The organism is Pseudomonas sp. HD6422 (assembly GCF_025377065.1).
GTDB classification, from domain to species: Bacteria; Pseudomonadota; Gammaproteobacteria; order Pseudomonadales; family Pseudomonadaceae; genus Aquipseudomonas; species Aquipseudomonas putida_U.
In genome coordinates this window covers 1-25,147 of sequence record NZ_JAHWIW010000024.1, presented here as the reverse complement: position 1 = coordinate 25,147, position 25,147 = coordinate 1, and the positions used below count along the sequence as shown (strand labels likewise).

Annotated in this window: 25 protein-coding genes; 17 read left to right on the top strand and 8 right to left on the bottom strand. The window is 63.4% G+C overall.

Going from position 1 to position 25,147, the window contains the following annotated elements; translation table 11 throughout:
* The first annotated feature begins 1 nt into the window (after position 1).
* The 6 genes from KY379_RS17865 to dctM all read left to right on the top strand — a co-directional run bounded on the left by KY379_RS17865 (position 2) and on the right by dctM (position 6,546).
* Positions 2 to 1,351, top strand: coding sequence for an MmgE/PrpD family protein (locus KY379_RS17865; protein WP_133324275.1), 1,350 nt, complete (start codon positions 2 to 4; stop codon positions 1,349 to 1,351).
* A 36-nt stretch (positions 1,352 to 1,387) separates the two neighbouring features.
* Positions 1,388 to 2,587 carry a CaiB/BaiF CoA transferase family protein gene (locus KY379_RS17860; protein ID WP_133324277.1) on the top strand — a complete coding sequence of 400 codons (1,200 nt, stop codon included), beginning with the start codon at positions 1,388 to 1,390 and terminating at the stop codon, positions 2,585 to 2,587.
* Positions 2,584 to 3,402, top strand: a complete 819-nt coding sequence (locus KY379_RS17855) for an HpcH/HpaI aldolase/citrate lyase family protein (RefSeq protein ID WP_261241092.1) — start codon at positions 2,584 to 2,586, stop codon at positions 3,400 to 3,402. The genes KY379_RS17860 and KY379_RS17855 overlap by 4 nt, the downstream gene beginning before the upstream one ends.
* Before the next feature lie 157 nt (positions 3,403 to 3,559).
* Positions 3,560 to 4,558, top strand: a complete 999-nt coding sequence (locus KY379_RS17850; RefSeq protein ID WP_261241093.1) for a DctP family TRAP transporter solute-binding subunit — start codon at positions 3,560 to 3,562, stop codon at positions 4,556 to 4,558.
* 72 nt (positions 4,559 to 4,630) lie between these two features.
* On the top strand, positions 4,631 to 5,263 hold the full coding sequence (locus tag KY379_RS17845; RefSeq protein WP_196173260.1) for a TRAP transporter small permease: 633 nt from the start codon (positions 4,631 to 4,633) through the stop codon (positions 5,261 to 5,263).
* Entirely contained in the window at positions 5,263 to 6,546 is a 1,284-nt protein-coding gene (dctM, locus tag KY379_RS17840) for a C4-dicarboxylate TRAP transporter large permease protein DctM (RefSeq protein ID WP_133324284.1), read from the top strand. The genes KY379_RS17845 and dctM overlap by 1 nt, the downstream gene beginning before the upstream one ends.
* A gap of 54 nt (positions 6,547 to 6,600) precedes the next feature.
* Here the strand turns inward: dctM and KY379_RS17835 are convergent, their stop codons facing one another.
* The gene (locus KY379_RS17835; protein ID WP_261241094.1) at positions 6,601 to 7,113 is read right to left on the bottom strand and encodes a nuclear transport factor 2 family protein; all 513 of its coding nucleotides are present in this window, start codon (positions 7,111 to 7,113) and stop codon (positions 6,601 to 6,603) included.
* A gap of 7 nt (positions 7,114 to 7,120) precedes the next feature.
* Positions 7,121 to 8,245, bottom strand: a complete 1,125-nt coding sequence (locus tag KY379_RS17830) for an amidase (protein WP_261241095.1) — start codon at positions 8,243 to 8,245, stop codon at positions 7,121 to 7,123.
* Positions 8,246 to 8,418: 173 nt separating this feature from the next.
* On the opposite strand from KY379_RS17830, the gene KY379_RS17825 reads away from it, so the two are divergent.
* On the top strand, positions 8,419 to 8,898 hold the full coding sequence (locus KY379_RS17825) for a MarR family winged helix-turn-helix transcriptional regulator (protein ID WP_133324290.1): 480 nt from the start codon (positions 8,419 to 8,421) through the stop codon (positions 8,896 to 8,898).
* Between the two features lie 38 nt (positions 8,899 to 8,936).
* Here the strand turns inward: KY379_RS17825 and KY379_RS17820 are convergent, their stop codons facing one another.
* The 5 genes from KY379_RS17820 to iacA all read right to left on the bottom strand — a co-directional run bounded on the left by KY379_RS17820 (position 8,937) and on the right by iacA (position 12,826).
* Positions 8,937 to 9,434 (bottom strand): flavin reductase, encoded by a 498-nt coding sequence (locus KY379_RS17820; RefSeq protein ID WP_133324292.1) that lies wholly within the window; start codon positions 9,432 to 9,434, stop codon positions 8,937 to 8,939.
* 10 nt (positions 9,435 to 9,444) lie between these two features.
* Positions 9,445 to 10,404 (bottom strand): PDR/VanB family oxidoreductase, encoded by a 960-nt coding sequence (locus tag KY379_RS17815; RefSeq protein WP_261241096.1) that lies wholly within the window; start codon positions 10,402 to 10,404, stop codon positions 9,445 to 9,447.
* Positions 10,405 to 10,452: 48 nt separating this feature from the next.
* Positions 10,453 to 11,193 (bottom strand): SDR family NAD(P)-dependent oxidoreductase, encoded by a 741-nt coding sequence (locus tag KY379_RS17810; RefSeq protein WP_133324296.1) that lies wholly within the window; start codon positions 11,191 to 11,193, stop codon positions 10,453 to 10,455.
* An 82-nt stretch (positions 11,194 to 11,275) separates the two neighbouring features.
* Positions 11,276 to 11,638 carry an IacB protein gene (locus KY379_RS17805; protein ID WP_133324298.1) on the bottom strand — a complete coding sequence of 121 codons (363 nt, stop codon included), beginning with the start codon at positions 11,636 to 11,638 and terminating at the stop codon, positions 11,276 to 11,278.
* Between the two features lie 18 nt (positions 11,639 to 11,656).
* Positions 11,657 to 12,826 (bottom strand): indole-3-acetate monooxygenase, encoded by a 1,170-nt coding sequence (gene iacA, locus KY379_RS17800; protein ID WP_196173251.1) that lies wholly within the window; start codon positions 12,824 to 12,826, stop codon positions 11,657 to 11,659.
* 531 nt (positions 12,827 to 13,357) lie between these two features.
* On the opposite strand from iacA, the gene KY379_RS17795 reads away from it, so the two are divergent.
* The 10 genes from KY379_RS17795 (at position 13,358) to KY379_RS17750 (ending at position 24,448) form a co-directional block, all read left to right on the top strand.
* The gene (locus tag KY379_RS17795; protein ID WP_133324302.1) at positions 13,358 to 14,281 is read left to right on the top strand and encodes a LysR family transcriptional regulator; all 924 of its coding nucleotides are present in this window, start codon (positions 13,358 to 13,360) and stop codon (positions 14,279 to 14,281) included.
* A 173-nt stretch (positions 14,282 to 14,454) separates the two neighbouring features.
* Positions 14,455 to 15,738 carry an aromatic ring-hydroxylating oxygenase subunit alpha gene (locus tag KY379_RS17790; RefSeq protein WP_261241097.1) on the top strand — a complete coding sequence of 428 codons (1,284 nt, stop codon included), beginning with the start codon at positions 14,455 to 14,457 and terminating at the stop codon, positions 15,736 to 15,738.
* Positions 15,738 to 16,214, top strand: coding sequence for an aromatic-ring-hydroxylating dioxygenase subunit beta (locus tag KY379_RS17785; protein WP_133324414.1), 477 nt, complete (start codon positions 15,738 to 15,740; stop codon positions 16,212 to 16,214). Before KY379_RS17790 ends, KY379_RS17785 begins: the two co-directional genes overlap by 1 nt.
* Positions 16,215 to 16,224: 10 nt before the next feature.
* A complete protein-coding gene (locus KY379_RS17780; RefSeq protein WP_133324306.1) occupies positions 16,225 to 17,184 on the top strand; it encodes a PDR/VanB family oxidoreductase in 960 nt (319 codons plus the stop codon).
* A 109-nt stretch (positions 17,185 to 17,293) separates the two neighbouring features.
* Positions 17,294 to 18,538, top strand: a complete 1,245-nt coding sequence (locus tag KY379_RS17775; protein WP_133324308.1) for an OprD family porin — start codon at positions 17,294 to 17,296, stop codon at positions 18,536 to 18,538.
* Positions 18,539 to 18,560: 22 nt separating this feature from the next.
* Positions 18,561 to 19,865 (top strand): MFS transporter, encoded by a 1,305-nt coding sequence (locus KY379_RS17770; RefSeq protein WP_230385473.1) that lies wholly within the window; start codon positions 18,561 to 18,563, stop codon positions 19,863 to 19,865.
* A 70-nt stretch (positions 19,866 to 19,935) separates the two neighbouring features.
* The gene (locus KY379_RS17765; protein WP_133324310.1) at positions 19,936 to 21,294 is read left to right on the top strand and encodes a spinster family MFS transporter; all 1,359 of its coding nucleotides are present in this window, start codon (positions 19,936 to 19,938) and stop codon (positions 21,292 to 21,294) included.
* Between the two features lies 1 nt (position 21,295).
* Positions 21,296 to 22,255: an AraC family transcriptional regulator gene (locus KY379_RS17760; RefSeq protein WP_133324312.1), complete on the top strand. Its 960-nt coding sequence runs from the start codon at positions 21,296 to 21,298 to the stop codon at positions 22,253 to 22,255.
* A 97-nt stretch (positions 22,256 to 22,352) separates the two neighbouring features.
* Positions 22,353 to 23,453, top strand: coding sequence for an NAD/NADP-dependent octopine/nopaline dehydrogenase family protein (locus KY379_RS17755; protein WP_261241098.1), 1,101 nt, complete (start codon positions 22,353 to 22,355; stop codon positions 23,451 to 23,453).
* Positions 23,450 to 24,448, top strand: coding sequence for a 3-hydroxybutyryl-CoA dehydrogenase (locus KY379_RS17750; protein ID WP_261241099.1), 999 nt, complete (start codon positions 23,450 to 23,452; stop codon positions 24,446 to 24,448). The genes KY379_RS17755 and KY379_RS17750 overlap by 4 nt, the downstream gene beginning before the upstream one ends.
* Here the strand turns inward: KY379_RS17750 and KY379_RS17745 are convergent.
* A complete protein-coding gene (locus KY379_RS17745; RefSeq protein WP_261241100.1) occupies positions 24,411 to 24,881 on the bottom strand; it encodes a MaoC family dehydratase in 471 nt (156 codons plus the stop codon). The two genes, KY379_RS17750 and KY379_RS17745, sit on opposite strands and share 38 nt — an antisense overlap.
* Positions 24,882 to 25,147: the final 266 nt, after the last annotated feature.

Below are 25,147 nucleotides of genomic sequence, written 5' to 3'. Positions count from 1 at the left end.
CATGCAAAATACCCATGCCTTGGCGGACTTTCTTGCCGGCCTGCATTACGCACAGATCCCCGGCCACGTACTGGACCGAACCGAAGACTTGTTCCTCGACTGGCTGGGCTCGGCCTTGGCCAGCCAGGGCGCGCACCCGATCCCGCTGTTCGAGCGCTATGCCGAACGCATGGGCCCCGCCCAGGGCAGCGCGCGCATCCTGACCAGCGGGCGTACCTCATCGCCCTACTTCGCCGCGCTGGTCAACGGCGCCGCTTCCCATCTGGTCGAACAGGACGACCTGCACAACAGCTCGGTGCTGCACCCGGCCACCGTGGTGTTCTCGGCGGTCCTGGCTGCCGCCCAGGACCTGGGCAAATCCGGCCAGGACCTGCTGTTGGCTGCGGTCGCCGGCTATGAGGCGGGCATTCGTATCGGCGAGTTTCTCGGTCGCTCGCACTATCGCATCTTCCACACCACCGCCACGGTCGGCACCCTCGCGGCCGCGGTGGGGGTGGGCAAGCTGCTCGGTTTCGACAAAGCGCAGTTCATCAACCTGCTGGGCAGCGCCGGTACCCAGGCCGCCGGTTTGTGGGAGTTCCTGCGCGACGCCGCCGACTCCAAGCAGCTGCATACCGCCAAGGCTGCCGCCGATGGCCTGCTCGCCGCCTACCTCACCGCTGACGGTCTGACCGGCGCACGCAACATCCTCGAAGGCGAGCAAGGCATGGCCGCTGGCATGTCCAGCGACGCCGACCCGAGCCGCCTGAGTGACGGTCTCGGCACACGCTGGGCGCTGGTCGAGACCTCCTTCAAGTTCCATGCCTCGTGCCGTCACACCCACCCCGCCGCCGATGCCCTGCTCCATCTGATGCAGCGCGAGAACCTGAGCCATGAGCAGATCGCCAAGGTGGTCACTCGCGTCCACCAGGGCGCCATCGATGTACTGGGCCGGGTCAACGTGCCGACCACCGTGCACCAGGCCAAGTTTTCCATGGGCACCGTGTTGGGCCTGATCGCCGTGCACGGTAGCGCACAACTGTTGGAGTTCCGCGACCTGGCCTTGAGCGACCCACGGGTAGCTGCCCTGCGCGACAAAGTGCAGATGCAGCTCGACGCCGAAGTCGACGCGGCCTACCCGGCGCGCTGGCTTGGCCGTGTCGAGGTCACCGATGTGCAGGGTCGCCACTACAGCGCCGCCATCGACGAACCCAAAGGCGATCCGGGCAATACCCTCAGCCGCCCGGAGCTTGAAGCCAAGTTCCAGCGTCTGCTGGCCTATTCCGGTGCACGCAGCGAGGCCCAGGGCCAGCAGTTGATCGAGCGGGTATGGCAATTGCGCGATGCGACTACGCTGACAGACCTGTATTGAGCCGCGCCCGGCAACCCAGAACCTTAGGTGACTCTCATGACCCACTCCACGCCCCGTCCCCTTGATGGCATCACCGTCGTCAGCCTGGAGCACGCCATCGCGGCGCCCTTTTGCACCCGTCAGCTGGCCGACCTGGGCGCCCGCGTGATCAAGGTCGAACGCCCCGGCAGCGGCGATTTCGCCCGCGGCTACGATCAGCGTGTCGACGGCCTGGCCTCGCATTTCGTCTGGACCAACCGCTCCAAGGAAAGTCTTACCCTGGACCTCAAGCAGCCCGCTGCCGACAGCATCCTGGAGGGACTGTTGGCCAAGGCGGACGTGCTCGTGCAGAACCTCGCGCCCGGCGCAGCGGCGCGCATGGGCTTGTCGTTCGAGGCGCTGCATGCGCGCTTCCCACGCCTGATCGTCTGCGACATTTCCGGCTACGGTGAAGGCGGTCCCTATGAAAAGAAAAAAGCCTATGACCTGCTGATTCAGAGCGAGGGCGGCTTCCTTTCGGTGACCGGCGGCCCTGGCGACGACGAAATGGCCAAGGCCGGCTGCTCGATCGCTGACATCGCCGCCGGCATGTACGCTTACACCGGTGTGCTTTCAGCGCTGATGTTGCGCGACAAGACCGGGGTGGGCAGCCGCATCGACGTGTCGATGCTGGAAAGCCTGGTGGAATGGATGGGTTACCCGATGTACTACGCCTACGATGGCGCGACACCGCCGCCAAGGGCCGGAGCCTCGCACTCGACCATCTACCCTTACGGCCCCTTCCCCACCGGCGACGGCGGCACGCTCATGCTCGGCCTGCAGAACGAGCGCGAGTGGGCGCTGTTCTGCGACAAGGTATTGCTCGATCCAGCACTGGCAAGCGATGAGCGCTTCAACGCCAACTTCAAACGCTCGGACAACCGCGACGTACTGCGCCAGCTGATCATCGAGCGCTTCGCCAGCCTGTCGCTGGACGAGGTGGTGGCGCGCCTGGAACAGGCACAGATCGCCAACGCCCGGGTCAATGACATGCATGGCGTCTGGCAGCATCCGCAACTGCGGGCCCGCGACCGCTGGCGCGAAGTGGACAGCCCGGTCGGCAAGTTGCCGTCGCTGCTGCCACCAGGGCGCAACGACGCCTTCAGCCCTCGCATGGACGGCGTTCCGGGGCTGGGTCAGCACACCCAGGCCATCCTCGCCGAACTGGGCTTGAACGACGCGCAACAGGCCGATCTCGCCGCAGGCGGTGTGGTATGAGCCGCGTGCGCTCGGCACTGTTCGTGCCTGGCAGCCGGCCGGAGCGCTTCGCCAAGGCATTGGCGGCCGGTGCCGACGTGGTCATCGTCGATTTCGAGGATGCCGTGGAGGAACCACTGAAACAGCAAGCCCGCGCCAACCTGGAAGCCTTCCTGCAAGCCGAGCCGCAGTCGCGCGTATGGGTCCGAGTGAATGCGCCGCAACATGCCGAGCATGCCGCCGATCTGGCGTTCTGCGCCCGCCAGCCAGCCGTTGCCGGGCTGTTGCTGCCGAAGGTGGAAAACGCCGCCCAGATCGCGGTCGCCTGGCACGCAGGCAAACCGATCTGGCCGATCATCGAAAGCGCCAAAGGTCTGTTGGCCCTGGCGCAGATCGCCGCCGCCGATGGCGTCGAGCGCTTATCGTTCGGCAGCCTCGACCTGGCCCTGGACCTCGACCTCAACACCGAGAGCGACGCGGCCCGGCAATTCATCGAACACGCCCGCCGTATGGTGCAACTGCATTCGCGTGCCGCCGGGCTGCTGCCACCGCTCGACGGCGTATTCCCGGCAATCGACGACCCCGAAGGTTTGCAGCAGGCGACGCGCCATGCCCGCGATATCGGTTATGGCGGCGCGCTGTGCATCCATCCCCGGCAGGTGGCGGTGATCCACGCCGCGCTAGCGCCGAGCCACGATGAGCTGGCCTGGGCGCAGCGGGTGGTGGCGGCCAGTGCTGCGGCAAACGGTGCCGGTGCCTTTCAGCTCGATGGCCAGATGGTCGATGCGCCGGTGCTGCTGAGGGCGCAGCGCTTGCTCGATCAATCCAGCGCTTGAGGATTCGCACAATCTTCTATAGTGAACGTTTGCGCGGTCAATGACAGTGCGTTCGGCTCTGCCGAACGCTGCCTTATCCAAAAGCTGATTGTCCATACACGCACCGTGGTCCATCTTTACGCCAACCCTCTACAACAATAAATCCGAGGTGACATCGATGTTCAAGCTGACCCAGGCGCTCCTCTGCGCCGCCGCAGTGTCCATGGCCAGCATGGCCCACGCCGCCGATCCCATCGTCATCAAGTTCTCCCACGTGGTGGCAGACAGCACGCCCAAGGGCCAGGGCGCGCTGATGTTCCAGAAGCTGGTCGCCGAAGACCCGCAGCTCAAGGACAAGGTCAAGGTCGAGGTCTACGCCAACTCGTCGCTGTTCGGCGACGGCAAGGAAATGGAAGCCCTGCTGCTGGGCGACGTGCAGATGCTGGCGCCGTCGCTGGCCAAGTTCGAGCACTACAACAAACAGGTGCAGATCTTCGACCTGCCATTCCTGTTCGATGACCTGGCGGCAGTCGACCGCTTCCAGCAAGGCCCCCAAGGCAAGGCGCTGCTGACGTCCATGGAAGACAAGGGCATCCGCGGCCTGGCCTACTGGCACAACGGTCTGAAACAACTGTCGGCAAACAAGAAAGTGATCCTGCCCAAGGATGCCCGTGGTCTGAAGTTCCGCGTGCAAGCCTCCAGCGTGCTCGAGGAGCAGTTCAAGGCCATTCGCGCCAACCCGCGCAAGATGAGCTTCGCCGAGGTCTATCAGGGCCTGCAGACCGGTACCGTCAACGGCACCGAGAACACCTGGTCGAACTATGAAAGCCAGAAGGTCAACGAAGTGCAGCCGTTCTTCACCGAGACCGACCATGGCCTGATCGACTACATGGTGATCACCAACGCCAAGTTCTGGAACGGCCTGCCGGAAGATGTGCGCAACGAGCTGCAGACGATCATGGACAAGGTCACCGTCGAGGTGAATAAACAGGCCGAGGCGCTCAACCAAACTGCGAAGCAGAAGATCATCGACGCCAAGACCAGCGAGATCGACACGCTGACCGCCGAGCAGCGCGAGCAATGGCGCAAAGCGATGCGCCCGGTATGGGAGAAGTTCTCCGACCAGATCGGTGCCGACCTGATCAAGGCTGCCGCCGCCTCCAACAAAGCTTCCTGACGGCCCTCCCGCGCTGTCCGGGCCACCCCTTGCGCGGGTGGCCCGCCCGCCCTTTCTGTCTGGAGAATCCCTATGCAATCGCTCAGGCGTGTCTGGGAGCATTTCGAGGAAGGCGCCATCGCCTTTCTCCTGGCGGCCATGACCTTGGTGACCTTCATCTACGTGGCCCTGAACAACGTCTACGCACTGTTCTACAGCCTCAGTGACCATTGGCCCTGGGCCAGCGACCTGCTGCTGTCCATCGGCGACCATCTGATGGGCTACGCCCAGGAAATGACCTGGAGCATCGCCCTGACCAAGGCCCTGTTCGGCTGGTTGATCTTCTTCGGTATCTCCTATGGCGTGCGTACTGCCGGCCACCTGGGGGTCGATGTGCTGGTGCGGCGCACGTCCAAACCGGTGCAGCGGGTGTTGGCGATGATCGCCTGCGCCTGCTGCCTGGCTTACGCCGGGCTGTTCCTGCTGGCCAGCGTGAAATGGGTGAGCGCGGTGCTCGCGGCCGGTATCGGTGCCGAGGACCTGGACCGCTATGGCATCAAGATCGGCCATATCGCGCTGATCGTGCCGCTGGGCTTTGCCCTGATCATCGTGCGCTACCTGGAAATCCTCTATCGCCTCTACACCCATCGCCAGTACGACCTGGGTCTGGCCGACGAGGCTGCGGAAGCGAGCAAGCTGGCCAACCCCGGTGAGGAGCATCACTGATGACGGTACTCTGCCTGTTCCTGTTGTTGTTCGTGTTCATGTTCCTGGGCGTACCGATCGCGATCTCGCTGGGCCTTTCCGGGGCGCTGTCGATCCTGATGTTCAGCCAGGACTCACTCAGCTCGCTGGCGATCAAGCTGTTCGAGACCTCCGACAGCTACACCTTCCTGGCGATCCCGTTCTTCCTGCTGTCAGGGGCGTTCATGACCACCGGTGGTGTGGCGCAGCGCCTGATCGACTTCGCCAATGCCTGTGTCGGTCATATCCGTGGCGGCCTGGCCATCGCCGCCGTGCTGGCGTGCATGCTGTTCGCGGCGTTGTCGGGTTCCTCGCCGGCCACCGTGGCAGCGGTCGGCTCCATCGCCGTGGCTGGGATGGTGCGCTCGGGGTACCCACGGGAGTTCGGCGCGGGGATCATCTGCAACGCCGGTACCCTGGGTATCCTTATTCCGCCCTCGATCGTGATGGTGGTGTACTCGGCCGCCACGGAGACGTCGGTCGGCAAGCTGTTCATGGCCGGTGTGGTGCCAGGCGCGCTGTTGGGCGTGGCATTGATGGTGGCCATCTACATCGTTGCCCGGGTCAAGAAGCTGCCGGCGCAACCACGGGCCAGCTTCGCCGAGTGGCTGCGGTGTGCCAAGCGTTCGTTCTGGGGGCTGTTGCTGCTGGTGATCATCCTTGGCGGCATCTACAGCGGCATGTTCACTCCCACCGAGGCAGCGGCGGTGGCGGCGGTGTATTCGGCGTTCATTGCCTTGTTCGTGTACAAGGACATGCGCTTGCGGGACTGCCCGAAGGTGTTGCTGGAGTCTGGGCGACTGACCATCATGCTGTTGTTCATCATCGCCAACGCCATGCTTTTCGCCCATGTGCTGACCACCGAGCAGATTCCCCAGCAGATCACCCAGTGGGTGATGTCCGAAGGACTGACGCCGATCGGCTTCCTGATCATGGTCAACATCGTGCTGCTGGTGGCGGGGAGCTTCATGGAGCCCTCAGCGATCATCCTGATCCTGGCGCCGATCTTCTTCCCCATTGCCATGCAGCTTGGCATCGATCCTATTCATCTGGGGATCGTGATGGTGGTGAACATGGAAATTGGGTTGGTGCATCCGCCGGTGGGGTTGAACCTGTTCGTGACTTCGGCGGTGACCGGGTTGACGTTGGGGCAGACGATCCGGGCTGCGCTGCCTTGGTTGTCGATTCTGCTGTTGTTCCTGATCCTGGTTACTTATGTGCCGTTTATTTCGTTGGCTTTGCCGGAGTGGTTGGGCATGCCTTGAGGTCTTTGCTGCTTTCGAGATCGAGCGCCGCGCGGGCGGCGCTCGATCCCCAAATCACCGCCCAGGAACAGGCAACTGCGCCTCGCTGTCCCACCGCGAAACCGGCCGACTGAACAGATTCTCAGTCTGAAAATGCGCCATCCGCCACGCCCCATCCTCGACCACGAATCGCACAGTCAATCGCGCCGCATTCAGGTGCGAGGCGCCATCGGCAAAGGTACTGGTCTGTAACATCACCCAGCGTCCCAGCCCTTCCTCGCCATCGACCTCGATCACCTCGCTGGTCAAGAAGTGCACGTTCAGGGCAAAGTGCGCCGGGGTCTTCATGTAGGTGGCCAACATCGCCCGAATCGCCTCACGCCCGCGATATCCGCCAAAGCTCGCCGCATACTTGGCACCCTTACCCTCCCACACCGCCTCGCGACTGAACAGCCCCGCCAGCTCATCCAGCGGCGTGCTGGCATCGAGCTGGTCGCACAGCTCCATGTAGCGATTGATGCAGACCCGAATGGCCTGCTGGCTTTCGAACCGCTGCAGGCGTGCCTGCAACTCAACGATATCGCTCATCGTCACCTCAGCATCGAGTGTTGGCGTACAGGTTGAGCAGCACGCGCTCAGCCACCGCCAGCAGTTTTTCGTCGGCGCCCTTGGCCGCTACCAGTTGCAAGCCCACCGGCAAACCGCACTCACTGCCCAGCGGAATGCTCAACGCCGGGTGCCCGGACAGGTTGAACGGGCGCACCAACGAGGTCATGCCCAGGACAGCGCGGGTGTCGGCGGCATCTTCCAGGCGCAAGGGAAAATCCGGCATGGTCGGCAATGCCAGCACGTCGAATTCAGCCAGGGCCCGGTCGACTTCCTCGGTGAAACGCGTGCGTACGCCTTCGGCCTCTGCCAGCGCCGTGTCGCTGGTCTGCCCTGCCGCTGCCAAACGCCCGGCGATATCGGCGCCGACCTTGCCGGTGTCCAACAGGTGCCCGCAGCCTTCGAACGTTTCGCGGTTGATCACCACCATGCCAGCCTCGTAAGCGGCACCGAAATGCTTGAACTCGACGTTACCCAGGGGCAGCCCGGTGGCCGCCAAAGCGCCCTGTACCACCTTGTGGATGGCAGCTTCGGCAGTGACGCGCAGAACACCGATACGTGCCTGGCTCGGCACCTGGGCAGGCGTGAAGGTCGGATCGATCATGCCCATGGCCCGTACCAGCATCGGCAGGCTTGCAGCGAACGGACCGACGCAGTCGAGGCTGGTGCGTGCTGGCATCACACCTTGGCGGCTGACCCGGCCGAACGTGGATTTGAGCCCGAACACACCGCAGCAGCAAGCCGGGATGCGCACCGAGCCGCCAGTGTCGGTACCCAGGCTGAAATCGGCCAGGCCGGCGGCGACCGCCGCCGCCGAGCCGCTCGACGAACCACCCGGAATGCGCCCCGGGAAACGCGGGTTGGCCGCCGTACCGGTGTAGCGATTGATGCCGGTGGTGCCGAACGCCAGTTCATGCAAGCTGACCTTGCCGGTCAGGCGTGCCCCGGCTGCCAGCAGATTGCTGACCACCTCGGCATGCCGCTCGGCCAGCGGTGCATGTTCCAACGCCTGGCTAGAGGCACGGGTCGCAGTACCGGCGACATCGAGCGTGTCCTTGACCACGACTCGGGGGCCATCGCCGCCCAAGTCAAGGGTTTCAACTATGATCGTCATGTTCGCGCAGCCCTTTTCAAGAATGTATACCGGACCTGAGCCCGGCGTTAACATGGCGAATAATTACGTGAAATGTCAACTGAACTTTCCAGTATTATGCCGCCACTTTTTCATGGCCAAACTCGCTGAAACGTCTATGATGTCGCGACTATTTCCGCACAAGTAGTGAATCGATGAGCACCTCGAAAAGCAAAGGTCACCGCCATCACGACCCGGCCAGCGATGAATTTCGCAAGGAGGATTTCCCCTTCTACTGGCTGGCCCGGGTGCATGGCCGCTATACCCAGAACATGGAGCGTCTGCTCAAGAAGATCGACCTCGACGTGCCGCGCTGGCGCGTGCTGTGGATCCTCAACGAGAACGGCGAATCGAGCATTTCCGAAATCTCCACCCACGCCATCGCCAAGCTTTCGACCATCACCAAGATCGTCTACCGCATGAAGGAGGACGGCCTGGTCGATACCGCGCCCAGCCCCGAGGACGGTCGCGTGACTCAGGTACGCATCACTGCCGTTGGCCTGCAGAGCATCGAGCGGATGCAGGAGGTGACCCGCGACCTGTTCCAGCGCAGTTTCAAGGGGCTCACCGAAGCCCAGGTACAACGCTTGAATCGCATGCTCGAAGTGGTCTTCCATAACCTCGAAACGCCGTGATGCCCAGGGCTGCTAGGCAGCCCTCGCCATGCGCCGCCTCAGCACGCCTTCGAAGCTTCGCTGACGCGGTGATAGGCGCGGTTGAAATACACCAGCCCGTCATCGGCGCCGCCATGGCGGATGCCCTGGATCTCGCAGTAGAAAATGCTGTGTGAACCCACCTCATGCACCTGGGCGATACGGCAGTCGAAGTTCACCAGCGCTTCCTGCATCACCGGCGCCCCGCTCTCAAGGACCATCCAGTCGGCACTGGCGAAGCGCTGGTCCATGTCCAGCTCACGGTTGGCGAACGCGCCGGACAACGCCTGGTGAGTACCGGCCAGCACGTTCACGCACAGCGCGCCGTTGGTCTTGAACATCTCGTTGGAGTACGACGACCGGTTCATGCATACCAGCAAGGTCGGCGGCGAGTCGGTCACGCTGCACACCGCCGAGGCGGTGAAACCGAAGCGTCCGGCCGGGCCATCGGTGGTGATGACCGACACGGCGCCACCGAGCATCGCCATTGCGTTGCGAAATTGGGTTACCTCTACCATGGTCATCTCCTCAGATATCCAGGACCAGCTTGTTGGATTTGGCCCGCGAGCAGCACACCAGGATCTGGTCGTTGGCGGCCTTTTCTTCGTCGGTCAGGTACACATCGCGATGGTCCGGCTCGCCTTCGAGCACCTCGCACATGCAAGTGCCGCACACACCCTGCTCGCAGGAAATGTCGATCTTGATGCCGACCTTGGCCAGGGCATCGAGAATGGTCTGACCTTCGGCGACCTGCACGGTCTTGTTGCTGCGCGCCGCCACCACCTCGAAGGTGTCACCGCTGGCGTCGACCTCGACCTGAAAGTACTCCTTGTGAATATGGGACTCGTCATAACCCTGCTGCCGTGCGCCCGCGATGACCCAGTCCATGAAGCCCGACGGACCACAGGTGTACAGGTGCGTGCCAGCGCTGCCCTGGCCGAGCACGGCAGGCAAGTCCAGACGCTGAGCGGCGTCCTCGTCGTCGAAATGGGTCACCACCCGCGCAGCGAACGGCGCATTGGCCAGTTCGTCGAGAAACGCGCTACGGCTGCGTGAGCGTCCGCAATAGTGCAACTCGAACTCGGCACCCTGCCGATGCAGGGCATGGGCCATGGCAATCATCGGGGTGATGCCGATACCGCCGCCGAGCAGAATCGAGCGTTTGCCATCGCTGGCCAGCGGGAACAGGTTACGCGGCGTGCTGATCTGCACTTCGCGGCCCTCGTGCAGCGACTCGTGAACTTGCACCGAACCGCCGCGGGACGCAGGGTCCTTCAGCACGCCCAGGCGGTAGACGGTCACCTCGGCGGGGTCGCTGCACAGCGAATACTGGCGCACCAGACCAGGTGCCACATGGATATCGACATGTGCGCCAGCCTCGAAGGCTGGCAGCGCGGCGCCATCGGCCCGTCCCAGTTCGAGGACGACCACGTCGGCCCCTTGGATCTCGCGCTTGCGCACGACTACATTCAACAGTTCTTCATTCATGGCCGGTGTCTCGGGTTACCAGAGGGGGCGCCGTGCGCCCCGAAAAAATCAACGCATGAACAACCCGCCGTTCACGTCCCAGGTCGCTCCGGTGGTGAAGTAGGCTTCAGGTCGCGCCAGTTGCACGATGAGATCGCCGAGAAAGTCGGCATCGCCCAAACGCTGCACCGGAATGTTTGCCAGCAAGCCCGGGAGGCGTTCGGCAGCCACGGCGGCGTGCACCGCCGGCGAGTCGATCGGCCCAGGCGCAACGGCGTTGACCGTGACGCCGCGGGCGGCGAATTCTTTGGCGAAGATTTTGGTCAAGGTGACGATGGCCCCTTTGCTCGCCGCGTAATGCGCGCCGGTAGCGGTACCGCCGTTCTGCCCGGCCAGCGAGGCCATGTTGATGATGCGGCCGTAACCGGCCTCGGCCAGGTACGCCCCCAGCACTTGGCAACCCAGGAACACGCTGCGCAGGTTGAGGCCGACCACCGCGTCGAACTCTTCCGGACTGATCTGCATCAGCGGCGTGGTTTTGGTCACGGCGGCGTTGTTGACCACCACGTGCAGCGCGCCGAAGTGCTGCAGCACCTGGGCCAGGGCCTGTTCGAAATCGGCCTTGTCGCCGACGTCGAGCTTCACCGCCAATACCCGGCCACCCGCCCCTTGCAACTGCTCGGCGGCGGCCTGGGCCAAACCCAGATCACGGTCCGAGACCGCCACGTCGAATCCTGCTGCCAGGAGCCGAGCGCAAAAACGCTGACCCAGACCTTGACCGGCGCCAGTGACCAATGCGACTTGGTTCATGGTCGGCTCCTCAGAAGAAATGGCCGATACCGGCAATGGCATCGACAGGCTTGATCAGATTGCTCACAGGATATCCTCGACATCAGGCACGCTGGATGATCAGTTCGCGGCCCACGCGGGCCTCGACCTTGGCGTAGCGCCACAGTTTGTACGGCCCGTCGCCCACCGCCGTGGTGCGGAACAGGTTACAGGCGGCATGCACGGTTTCAATGTCCGGCACATCGGCCAGCAGGTAGGTGGTCCAGGGGTAGCCATCGGACGGACCGACCATGCTCTGGTCGTCGTCCATGTTGCCCAGCACGCTGACCCCGGCCAGGTCGTGGATGTCGTTCCACATGGCGCTGAAGGCGGCCCACACCTGCAACTGCTCCTCGCGTGGGGCATCGAAGAAGTTCTGGTTGATGCCCATGCAGAACAGCACGCGCAAGGTTTTCTTATCGCTCATGACAAAGATCCCTGGAAATTAGAGGTAGCCCGGAAGGGGCTGTTTACCGAAGAACATCGCCCCGGCGTTCTGATAGGTGACGTCGCCCATGAAGGCGTGCTGGGTGACCACCTGCGCATCGTTGACGCAGCGGGCCAGCGGGCTTTCGTTGTAGATGCCGGTCATTCCCGAGAGCATCTGCGCGCTGCGTGCCACTTCGGCAGATACCCGTGCGGCATGGGTCGAGGAAAGTCGCAACAGGTTGGTCACCTCGACCGGTACCGGATCGCCGGTCAGCACGTGCTCCCAGGCCCGTTCGATGGACTCGTAGAAGAAGGCACGCGCCGAACGCAACGCAGCCTCGGCCTTGGCCACGTCCACCTGGGCCAACGGCCGGTCGGCCAATGCCGGGGCTCCGGTTACCGAAATACGCCCGCTGGCCATGCCCGACAACTCATCCAGGGCAGCGCGGGCCACACCCAGGCCAACCACCGAAAGGACCTGGGTAGCAAAAGACAGTGAGGGATAGCGGAAAAACGGCTCGTCCAGGTTCGGCTTACCGCCGCGTACGAACGTCCACTGCTCGCCGACCAGCACGTCCTCGACCACCAGGTCGTGGCTGCCGGTGCCGAGCAGGCCGACGGTGTCCCAGGTTTGCTCGATGCGCGCCTGGCTGCGTGGCAGTACGGCCAGGCGCGGCAGGTCGAGCTTGTCGCCGTTGCGTGGGGCGATACCGACGCCGACGATATCGGCACACATCGAGCCGCTGGAGTATTTCCAGCGGCCATTGACCCTGAAGCCACCGCTGACGATCTCGGCAGGCTGCGGCGGGAAGATGCCTCCGGCGAACACCGTATCGGGGCTGTTGCCATAGATCTCGGTGATGGTTTCCAGCGGCAATGCTGCCAGGTAAACCGGGCTCATGCCGAAGCTGGCCACCCAGCCAGCCGATCCATCGGCATGGGAGATGCGTTCGATCATTTCGCAGAAGGCCGCTGGCGAGCACTCCAGCCCACCGAAGCGCTTCGGCACCAGGGCGCGGTAGACCCCATGAGCCTTGAAGGCATCGATCACGTCGCGGGAAATGTGGCGCTGGCGATCGAACTCACCCAGGCGGGCACGATCACGAACGCCTTCTAACAAAGCCTCGAAGGCAGGGCCGGAGGCAAGCGCCGATACAGGCGCGGCACGCAGGCAAAGCGAATCCATGGACTATCTCCGTCTCAGGCACGGTTTTTGTAGTGATGCTGGAGTTCGGGGGCAGGATGCGAATTGGCTGCGCTCACTCGAGGCGAACAGGGGCCAGGCGCAATGGCGAAGGTGGGTCTGGGCGGCATGGTGTATCTCTCTTGTTGTGTGTGCCGGTGAACAAAATTTGCGTTCGATTACGTGAATTGTCAATTGAATTTTCACGCTTAAATCATGGCTTTCTCACGATCTAGCCGGCCGCATTCGCCCGACCTATCCGCTTAATTAATTGATTTAAATGGCGTTTTATTCAGATCCCGAACCTTCGCGACAAAGCAAAAAAAACTAACCGACCCCGCCAATATTCCAAAAAATTTTTTATGCACTTTTCACATGATTTCAGCGAAAAAAAAGCTGGTGTAGGATGGCCAGGCATGGACCGCGACGACGCCCGGCAACCGCGCCGGGACGATAACAACAAGCCAGAAAGCGCCCCACCAGGATGGCGGGGACCACGCCAATGCCTGCCGTGCTTACTCCGAGGTAGAGGTCATGCCCACCCGCCCTATCGACATGCAGGACCACCGCCTGCGTTACCTGCACCTGAGCCATGACAAGGGCTCGATGCGCGCCGCCGCCGAAGCCCTGGGGGTCGCCACGTCATCGGTCAGCCGCCAGATTGCGCGGCTGGAAGAGGAACTGGATATCGAACTGGTACGTCCCGGCACCCATCGCATCAGCCTGACTGCTGCCGGCGAGGCGGCCGTGGATTACTACGTCGAGCGCCTGCGCCAGCACTCGGCACTGATCGACCGTCTCGACGAACTGCGTCAGCGTCAGCAGGCCTCGACGGTCATCGCCATCGGCGAAGGCCTGCTCGGCGCCCGAGCGATCAATTCGCTGCAAGGCTTCCTCCACGCCCACGGCGCGCACAAGGCCGAGATCATCAGCGCGCCATCGCTCGAGGTGCAGCGCAAGGTGCTGGCCGACGAGGCCCACCTCGGCGTGATCTTCGCGCCCAGCGCGACGGCGCGCCTGACCCGGCTGTTCAGCCTGGCCCAACCGCTGCGCATGATCGTGCACCGTGACAGTCGCATGGCCCAGCGCTCGACCGTCACCCTCGCAGAGGTGGCGCGCGAATCGCTGGTGTTGCCCGGCGCCAACTTCCGGGTGCGCGAACTGGCCGATGCCGCGTGCAAGGATCAACCGTTCGACATCGTGCCCACCCTCACCTCCAATTCGCTGGCAGTGATCCTCGACTACGTGCGTTCGGGGTTGGGGGCCACGTTGCTGGCCGAGTTGCCGATCATCGACGAGATCAGGAACGGCACCTTCAAGGCACTGGCTATCGATTGCCCGGCGATGAACGCCACCGATATTCAGATCGTCACCCGCCGAGGTCGGACCCTGGATGGGCTGAGCCGCGAGCTGGCAACGGAGATGGCCAAGGCGGTACGCATGGCGGCCAACTCCTGAGAGCCAGTTGCTGATACCACTGCAGTGGGTTGGCCCCTGTAAGAAGACACCGCAGTTGCAACTGAACACTCGTTGCATAAAACGCAACGACATTGCCCGTCCCTGTCATTGAGCGCCCCTCACCCTGCCATTAGCGTTGCTCACATAAGAAATCGCCTTGCAGAGGTATTCCCGTGAGCAACCTGATTCCCGCCGTCAACCTGACGGTCGACCCGGCCGAGCTGGTGCAGGCCGACCGTGTCCACACCTCCCTCTACACCGACCCGGCATTGTTCGATGCCGAGTTGGAAAAGATCTTCCACAGCACCTGGATCTGGGTCGCCCACGAAAGCGAAATCCCCGACGCCGGCAGCTACAAGACCACCTATATCGGCAAACAGCCGGTGATCGTGGTGCGCGACCGCAAGAAGGACATCAACGTCCTGCTCAACCGCTGCCGCCACCGTGGCGCTACGGTGTGCGAGCACAAGAAAGGCAAGACCAACAGCTTCGTCTGCCCCTACCACGGCTGGGGCTACGCCCTGGACGGCTCGTTGCGTGGCATCCCACACCCGGAAAGCTATGGCGACTGCATCGACAAGAGCGAATTGCCTTTGGTCAGCCTGCGCACCGAAAGCTACGCCGGCATGGTCTTCGCCACCTTCAAGGAGGACATCGAGCCGCTGGAAGACTTCCTCGGCGCGGCGAAGAAATGGATGGACCTGTTCATGAAACAGGGCGCCGGCTACGGCATCAAGGTCCCAGGCGAGCACCGTTTCCGCTTCCCCGGCAACTGGAAGATCCAGCTGGAAAACACCACCGACGCCTACCACTTCCCGCTGGTGCACAAGAGCTTCCTGTCCTCGGTCGACGAGCAGACCCTGGAGCTGTTCGACTTCGTCAAAGGCCCAGGCTACGTCGAAGACCTGGGCAATGGCCACAGCGTGATGGTGATGATCCCTGAGCTGGTGGACCTCGAAGCCGACCTCGACAAGCCGATCCCGGAGCGCTTCGAAAGCCTCGCCGCCGAGCTGCGTGACGAGGGCATCGAGGAACAGCAGGTACGTCGCATCGTGCGCGCCGTCGGCGGTTCGGGCTTCAACCTCAATCTGTTCCCCAACGTCGCCTGCTCGATGGCGTTCTTCCGTGTGCTGCAGCCGATCTCGGTGAGCGAGACCGAGATCCACCACTCGGTGATCACCATGGACGGCGGCCCGGCGGCGGCCAACCGCTACCGCCTGCGTCTGCACGAACACTTCCAGGGGCCGATGGGCTTCGGCACGCCGGACGATTCCGAGGCCTGGGAGCGGGTGCAGAAAGGCGCCAATGCCGGCGAGAACCTGTGGATCATGCTCAACCGCGGCCTGCCAGGCGAGAAGCCCAGCGAAGACGGATTGATCTCCGACGTGAGTGCCGAAACCGGCATGCGTGCGGCGTACCAACAGTGGAAGAAAATGATGAGCGCGGAGAACAAATGATGAACCTGAACCTGTTCAACGAAGTCACCGCGTTCATCTGGCAGGAAGGCGACATGCTCGACCATGGTGAGTACGACGCCTGGCTTAACCTGTGGACCGACAAAGGGACCTACATCATCCCCATCGATCCCAAGCAGACCGATTACGAGAATACCCTCAACTACGCCTACGACGACCACCACATGCGCGGCCTGCGCGTGCAGCGGCTGATCGGTGGCGAGTCGATCTCGACCAGCCCGCAACCGCGTACCGTGCGCACGATCTCGCGCATCCGCGTGCTCGCCGACGATGGGGTGAATGTCACCGTGCGTGCGGCACAGAACATCCGCGAGTTCCGCAAGGAAAGCCTCAAGCACTACAGCGCCGATCTGACTTACACCCTGGTGCGTGCCGAAGCCAGCTTCAAGATCCACCGCAAGGTCATCAGCCTGATCAACAGCGACGATGCCCTGGCCGGTATCGGCTACATCCTCTAGGGCGACGGCCATGAGCGAACAACTGCTCGACGTGACCGTCACCGCCCGCGAGGTGCAAGGGGACGACATCGTCGTCCTCGAACTGGCTGCGGTCGATGGCCAGGTGCTGCCGCAGTTCGCCGCGGGGGCCCATATCGACCTGCATCTGGCTCCCGATCTGGTGCGTCAGTACTCGCTGTGCGGCGACCCGGCGCAACGCAATGTCTATCGCCTCGGCGTGCTCAACGACCGACAATCGCGCGGCGGCTCGCGGACGGTGCACGAACGCCTGCAACCCGGTACGCCGATGCGTATCAGTGCGCCACGCAACCTGTTTCCGTTGGCCAGTGATGCCAAACGCTCGATCCTCCTCGGAGGCGGCATCGGCATCACACCGCTGATCGCCATGGCGCACACCCTGCACGCCCAGGGCCAGCCGTTCGAACTGCACTACCGGGCCCGCTCGCGCAGCCGCTGCGCCTTTGTCGACGAACTGCTGGCGGCGCCGTTCGCCGCCAGTGTGTTCACCCATTTCAGCGACGAAGACGGCAACCGGCCATTGGACCTGGCCCGGGTGCTGGGGCCGGGCACTGAAGGCGTGCATCTCTATACCTGTGGCCCGACAGGCTTCATGGATTGGGTGATCGAGGGCGCACGCCAGCAAGGCTTCGACGACCGGCATATCCACCACGAGCACTTCCAGGCTGAAGTCGACACCTCGGGCGCCAGCTTCGAGGTGGTGGCGGCACGCAGTGGCAAGCGCGTGCAGGTGCAAACCGGGCAGACCTTGATTGCCGCGCTGCGTGATGTCGGGGTCAAGGTCGAGGTGTCCTGCGAGCAAGGTGTGTGCGGCACCTGCCTGTGCGATGTGCTCGAAGGCGAACCCGATCACCGTGACCATTACCTGACCGATGAGGAGAAACAGAGCAACGAACAGATCGTGCTGTGCTGTTCCCGGGCGCGCGGCAAGCGCCTGGTGCTGGATATCTAAAACAACAAAAACAAGACGTGACAGACAAGCGGGCCCAGACCTGCAGTGTTTTCTGCCCAGTTACCCGACTGCCCGGAACTTGTACTGATCACATTTCCAGGATTACCCCATGGAACTCATAAGGCCGTTGCGTGCGAAATCGATTTGCCTGTGTATTGGCACCCTGATACCCCTGAGCAGTTGGGCGGACGTGGTCGATGACAGCCACCTCTCGCTGAACTTCCGAAACCTCTACCTGAACCGTAACTTCACCAACTCCAGTGCCCCTGTGTCCAAGGTCGGCAACTGGTCCCAGGGCTTCGACCTGCAGTTCGAATCCGGCTACACCGACACGCCGTTGGCCGTCGGCCTGGACCTCAATGGCCAGTATGCGCTGCGTCTGGATTCGACCGGCAACGACGGCTCCCTGCCCTACAGCCGGCATCGTCAACAGGCCGCCGACGACTACAGTCGCGGTGGTGCCACACTGAAACTGAAATACGCCCGCACCGTGGTGAAAATCGGTGACCAGAAGCCGTTCTACCCGGTCGCGTCCAATGACCCCAGCCGCCAGCTCGACACCATCTACCAGGGTGCAGTGGTCGAGTCGCGGGACATCGATGGCCTGACCTTGGTCGGCGGCCGCTTCTGGTCGATCGTCACCCGTGAATCCTCCAACCACGAGCGCCTCTACCGCTACGGCACCAGCGATAGCCAGGACAGCGACGGCCTGGACTTCGTCGGAGCCACCTACAACCTGACCCCGGACCTGCAAGGCAGTTACTTCCATGGCGTGCTCAACGACGTCTACAAGCAGGACTACGGCGGCATCAAGCACACCCTGAAGTTCGCCGATGGCTATCAGCTCAAGACCGACGTCGGCTACTTCAACAACCGCGAGGACGGCGCCGCGCGCAGCGGACCGGTGGACAACCGCGCCTACTTCGGCCTGGTGACCCTGGAGAAGAGCGGCCACATGGTCGGCCTGAGCTACCAGCGCATGACCGGTGACACGGTGTTCCCGACCCTAAACGGCTACGTGCCGCAACTGTGGCTGCCCAACTGGGCCAGCGTGCCCTTCATTCGCCCGGACGAGCGCAGCTGGAGCGTGCGCTACGGCTACAACTTCGCGGCGATGGGCGTCCCCGGCCTGAAATTGTTCACCCGCTATATCAAAGGCACCGACGTCGACCGTGGTCCAGGCCTTGCACGGGACCAGGAAAGTGAACGGGACATCATGCTCAGCTACGTGATCCAGAGCGGGCCACTGAAAGACCTGTCGTTCGACCTGAAGAACATGCGTACCCAACAAAAATATGGCAACGACTACAACGAGTACCGCCTGATCACTTCCTACACCTGGAAATTCTGGTGAGTGGCCCGTCTGGAGATGGCTCATGAGTAATCTGAACACCAGCATCACCCGTGATACCGATCCTCGTACCATGCGCCGTATCGTCATTGCCTCGGTACTGGGTAATGCCCTGGAATGGTATGACTTCTTCCTCTATGGCACGGCAGCGGCACTGATCTTCGCGCCGCTGTTCTTCCCCGCTGGCACCGATCCGGTGCTCGGCACCATGGCTTCGTTCGCAGGCTTCGCGGTGGGTTTCCTGGCCCGCCCGCTCGGCGGGCTGATCTTCGGCCACATCGGCGACAAGGCCGGACGCAAGAAGGCCCTGGTGATGACCCTTGCGATCATGGGCGCCGCCACCTTCGCCATGGGTCTGTTGCCGACCTTCGAGCAGGCCGGCTATCTGGCCCCTGCATGCCTGGTGATTCTGCGCGTGCTGCAAGGGGTGGCTTCAGGTGGCGAATGGGGCGGCGGCGTGCTGCTGCTGAGCGAAAACGCGCCCAAGGACCGCGTCGGCTTCTATGCGGCCTGGAGCCAGCTGGGGGTCTCCGGTGGCTTCGTGCTGTCGGCTGCCGCGTTCTATCTGGTGCAGATGTTGCCGGTCGACGACATGATGAGCTGGGGCTGGCGCGTGCCGTTTCTGGCCAGCATCCTGATCTTCGGGGTTGGCGTCTACATCCGCCGCCGGCTGCCTGAAAGCAAGGCATTCGTCGAAGAACAGGCTCAAGCCGACCAGCCTGAGCACATCCCGGCCATGGAAGTGTTGCGCAAGCACCCCAAGGCGGTGCTGCAAGCCATGGGTATCCGCATCGCTGAGAACGGCAGTGCCTACCTGTTTCTGGCGTTCACCATCGCCTACGCCAAGTTCACCGGCCTGGACACCCAGTTGGTGCTGGCGGCAGTGATGGTCGCGATGATCGTCGAAGCCGGCACCATTGTGTTCTGGGGCTGGTTGTCGGACATCCTTGGCCGCCGCGTGGTGTACGCGATCGGTTCGGTGGGGCTGATGCTGCTGGCCTTCCCGTTCTTCTGGATGCTCGATACCCATTCGCCTGTGTGGGTGTACCTGGCGGCACTGCTGGGCATGGCGTTCTGTCACGGCGCGATGATCGGCACGCAACCGGCGCTGATGGGCGAACTGTTCCCGCCCAAGGTGCGCTACTCGGGCCTGGCCATGGGGCACGAGATCGCCTCGATCTTCTCCGGCGGTCTGGCGCCGTTGGCGGCCACCGCGCTGTTCAGCCTGTACAAGGACGCCTGGCCGGTCTCGGTGATGCTCCTGGTCATGGGCGCGATCACTACCGTCGCGGTGTTTTCCATCAAGCCGCAGGCTGATCCACGGCGATGAGCCCGCCGCGCCCTCAGCCACATCTCAACGCCCCGACACCTTACGGCTTCCTTTTCGAGAGCATGCGAGCATGACGAACCTCACCCAAGCGCAACCCGAAACGCTGCGCGAAAAGCGCTACTTCTACGAATGGTACGTGGTCATCCTGTGCATGGTGGCCTACATATTTTCCTTCGTCGACCGGCAGATCCTCGCGTTGATGATCGAGCCGATCAAGGCCGACCTGCAGTTGACCGACACCCAGTTCAGCTTGCTGCATGGCCTGGCATTCTCGTTGTTCTATGCGTTCATGGGCATGCCCATCGCCTATCTGGCGGATCGCTTCTCGCGACCGCGGATCATCGCCCTGGGAGTGATCTTCTGGAGCATCGCCACCGCGGCCTGCGGCCTGAGCAAGAACTTCGTGCAGATGTTCCTGGCCCGCATCGGCGTCGGCGTCGGCGAGGCGGCCCTGTCACCTTCGGCCTACTCTATGTTCAGCGACATGTTTCCCAAGGAAAAGCTGGGCCGCGCTGTTGGCATCTATTCGATCGGTTCGTTCGTCGGTGGTGGCGTCGCCTTCCTGGTCGGCGGCTACGTGATCGCCATGCTCAAGGATGCGCAAACCATCGAGGTGGCGTTTCTCGGCGCCATGAAGGCCTGGCAGCTGGCGTTCTTCATCGTCGGCCTGCCGGGGGTGATCGTCGGCCTGCTGATCTGGTTGACCGTGCGCGATCCTCAACGCAAAGGGGCCCAACTGGACGCCGACGGCAAGGTACGCAAGGTCCGGCTCACCGACGGCCTGCGTTTCATCGGTCGTCATCGGGCGACGTTCGCCTGCCACTACCTGGGCTTCTCGTTCTACGCCATGGCGCTGTACTGCATGCTCAGCTGGACACCGGCACTGTATATCCGCAAGTTCGGCATGAGCCCCGAGCAGGCAGGCTTCATGCTAGGTTCCATCCTGCTGCTGGCCAATACCACCGGTGTGGTGTTCGGTGGCTGGCTCACCGACCACCTGGCCAAGCGCGGGCGCAGCGATGCGGCAATGCGTACAGGAGTGATCGGTGCAGTGGGCATGATCGTGCCGGCAGCCCTGTATTCGCAGGTCGACCAGCTGTGGTTGTCGGTGACGTTGTTGGTACCTGCCATGTTCTTCGCCTCGTTCCCGATGCCGGCCTCCACGGCTGCCATGCAGATCCTCTCGCCGAACCAGGTGCGCGCACAGGTGTCGGCGGTGTTCCTGCTGATCAGCAACCTGCTCGCTCTGGGCCTTGGCACCACATTGGTCGCGCTGATCACCGACCGCTACTTCGGCGTACCGGCGGCAGTCGGCTCGTCGATGTCGATCGTCAGCGTGTTCGCCTCGTTCCTGGCCATCGTTCTATTGGCCAAGGGCTGCAAGTGTTTCAGGGCCAGCATGCAACGCGAACACCCCGGCGCCGCCTGAGATGCTCAGCGACAGCGGCCTGCTGCAGCGTTTCGTCCTGCTCGACTCCTTCGACCTGGCCGAGATGCAGACGCAGCTGGCCAATTACCTGTGCCCGCATCGCCTGCGGGTACTGGACGATACGCCACCGCACTTACAGGTCGGCGGCGTGGAGTTCGGCGGTGTGCGGTTGCTCGAACTGCACTACCACGCGCCAGTGGAGATCAGCCTGGAGAGCAGCGGTGAGCAGTACCTGTTTCGCAGTACCTTGCAGGGGCGCTGCGAAGTGACCCAAGGCCGACGGCAGGCAGCGGTCGCCGCAGGTGGCCTGAGCGTCAGCTCGCCGTTCGCCAGCAGCCGTATCGTCACGGGCGGCAGCTGCCGCAACGCCGTCCTGAGCGTGCCGCGCGAGGCCTTGGAAGTGCAGGTCCAGCGCTTGCTTGGGCACAGCCTGCGCCAGCCACTGGCGTTCGATGTGCCGCTTGCCGCCAGCCATCCTGGCGTGCAGGCGCTGGGCCTGGGGTTGGACTATATCTGCCGCTTGTTCGCCCTCGACCTCAATCTGGCGGCGTTGCGTCAGGGGATGTCGGAGCACTTGGCGCACCTGCTGCTGACCCAATTGCCGCACAACTACAGCGCCGCCCTCGAACATGCTCAGCGCCCCCCGTTGCCCTGGCACGTGCGCCGGGCCTGCGACCATATCGACGCACACCTGGACCAGCCCTTGGCCCTGGCCAGCCTGTGCGCCCTCAGCGGCGTCTCGCTACGCACCTTGCAAACCGGCTTTCGTCGTTTCCTGGGGCAAACGCCGGTCGAATACATTCGCGAGCGTCGCCTGCTGGCGGTGCACCATGCCTTGCAAGCTGGCGAAGGCAGCGTCACCGATGTGCTGCTGCGCCATGGCATCAACAGCCCCGGGCACTTCACCCAGCAATACCGCCGCCGCTTCGGCTGCCTGCCCTCGGCCACCCTGAACCGTTGAGTCGCTGCGCAATCGGTACGCCTGCTGCGCGATCCGTAGCGCCCTGGACGGATCCGCTCGCTAGCATCGACTGACCTCAACACAGGAAACGACACCCATGAATATCACCATCCTTGGCGGCGGCCACGGCTGCTATGCCGCCGCCGTCGAAATGGCCGAGCGCGGTCACAGCACTCGCCTGTGGCGGCGCGACCAGGCGGCGCTGAAGCAATTGCAGGCCATCGGCGCACTGACCGTTCGCGACTTTCGCGGCACCCGGCAGGTCGCGCTCGACCAGCAACTGACCTTGGTCGGCGACCTGGCCCAGGCCCTGGAAGGTGCGCAACTGGTGGTCATTCCGCTGCCGGCGACCACGCACCAGGCCCTGGCCGCTGACGTCGCACCCTTGCTGCGCGACGGCCAGGTGGTGTTCCTGCCGCCGGGCACCTTCGGCAGCTATGTGTTCGCCAAGGCCATGCACGAGTGTGGCAACCACGCCGAGGTAGCCTTCGCCGAAACCGGCACCCTGCCCTACCTGGTACGCAAGCATGGTCCCGATCAACTGGTGATCAGCGCCTATGCCACACGCCTGCCTACCGGCGTGCTGCCCAGTCGCCTGTCGGCCCATGCCTTTGACGTGTTGCGCGAGGCGTACCCTAGCGTGGAGCCGATCGAGGATGCCCTGAGTGGCGCACTGATGAACGCCGGGCCGATCATCCACCCACCGCTGATCCTGATGAACGCCGGCCCGCTGGAACACTTCGACTCCTGGGACATCCACAACGAAGGCACCCAACCATCGATCCGCCGGGTCACCAACCAACTGGACGCCGAACGCATGCGCGTGCGCGAAGCGCTCGGCTACCCCGCGCCGCACTTCCCTCTGGCCGACCACTACAACACCGACCAGGGCGATGAATGGATGTATGGTCGCGGTGCCCACGGCAAGCTTACCGACAGTGGCGACTGGCGTGAGAAGATCGATCTGCAGCAACACCGCTACATGCTCGAAGACACTCGCCTGGGCCTTTCACTGCTGGTCTCGGTGGGACGCTGGGCGGGCGTGCCGACGCCTGTGGCCGAGGGTTTGCTGGCCCTCGCCTCGGCAGTGACCGGGCGCGACCTCTACAGCGAAGGTCGAACCCTGGACAACCTGGGCCTGGCGACGCTGGACAAGGCGCAGATGGCGGCGCTGCTGCGCGAGGGGGTGCTGCCATGAGCGCGCCTGTACAGCGTATCGCAGTGGTGGGGGCCGGGCGCATGGGCGAAGGTATCGCCCTGGCCTTCGCCCAGGCCGGGTTGCAGGTGAGCCTGATCGATCTCAAGGTCCGTGAGCAAACGGCGCAGGTACGTTACTTTCAGGTGCTACGGGACAACCTGGCAGCCGAAGCCGCCAACCTGGCGACCCTCGAGCTGATCGACGCCACGCAGGCGCAGTGTTTGCTGGAGCGCATCTGCCTACTGCCGCGCACCGAGGGGCCCCAGGCGCTGCAAGGTTGTGGACTGGTCTTCGAAGCAGTGCCCGAGGTGTTGCAGGCCAAGCGCGAGGCATTCGCCTGGATCGACCAGCATGTGGCAGCGGACACCATCATCGCCTCGACCACCTCGACCTTTTTGGTGACCGAGCTGGCCGCCATGGTCGACAAGCACGCGCGAATGCTCAACGCGCATTGGCTCAACCCCGCGCATCTGATGCCGTTGGTGGAGGTGTCACGCAGTGCGCAGACCAGCGATTCGACGGTCGATGCCCTGTTGGCAACCCTGCGCGCCATCGGCAAAGTCCCTGTCGTGTGCAACGCCGTGCCAGGTTTCATCGTGCCCCGCTTGCAGGCGCTGGTGATGAACGAAGCTGCGCGCATGGTCGAAGAAGGCGTGGCCAGCGCTGAGCAGATCGACCTTGCGGTGCGTACCGGTTTCGGTCTGCGCTTTTCCGTGCTGGGCCTGCTCGAGTTCATCGATTGGGGCGGTGGCGACATCCTCTACTACGCCTCGCAGTACCTTGCCAGCCAGCTCGGCGAGCGTTTCCAGGCACCGCCCAGCGTGCTCGCCAACATGCGCGATGGGCGTAGCGGGCTGCGAGACGGCATCGGCTTCTATGATTACCAGGACGTCGATGTGGCCGCCTACCGTCAGGCTCGGCTGGCCACGCTGGTGGGGCGCATACGCAGCAGTGGGCTTACGCCGGTGTTCCAGGCTCCGACGGCCGGCGCATGACCAACAGCTTGCTGACCATGCGCTGGCACACCTCGTCGTGCTGGTTGAGGGTGAGGCATTCGGTGGTCACCATGGCGCGGTCAGGCTTGGATTTCGACGGCTGGATTTCCAGTATCTTGCAGAACACGTGCAGGACGTCGTCGGGCCGGGTCGGGCGGGGCCACTGGATATCGCCGCCAGCACCGATCACGCCACTGCCGATGGGCAGGCATTCGGTCAGTAGGCGCATGGTGATCGCCGCGGTGTGCCAGCCGCTCGCGGCCAGGCCTTTGAAAAAAGTGCCTCGGGCCGCGGCGTCGTCCAGATGGAAGGGTTGCGGGTCGAACTGGCGGGCAAAATCGATGATCTGCTGGGCATCGAGGGGGAAATCGCCACTGCTGAAAGTCTGGTCGACGTGCAGGTCATCGAGATAGATCGCATTGCCAACGGACATATCGTGCCTCTCCAAGTAGGGTCGTCGGCTTCTAGGCTAGCGCAAAGTTTTGGCTCTTCACGGATTGTCGGGGAGCTTGGCTTGGCTTGGCTTGGCTTGGCATCTAGATCGTGAGCTCATCCATTGTGTGTAGTGGCGCTACTGGCCCCTTCCGCCTTCGGCGGCCTACTTTTCTCTTGGGAAAAGTAGGCAAAACCGCTTGCTCCTGCATCCGGCCCTCCGCTTCGCTACGGGTCCCCTCGCTACGGCGCCTTCCGGGCCCGCGC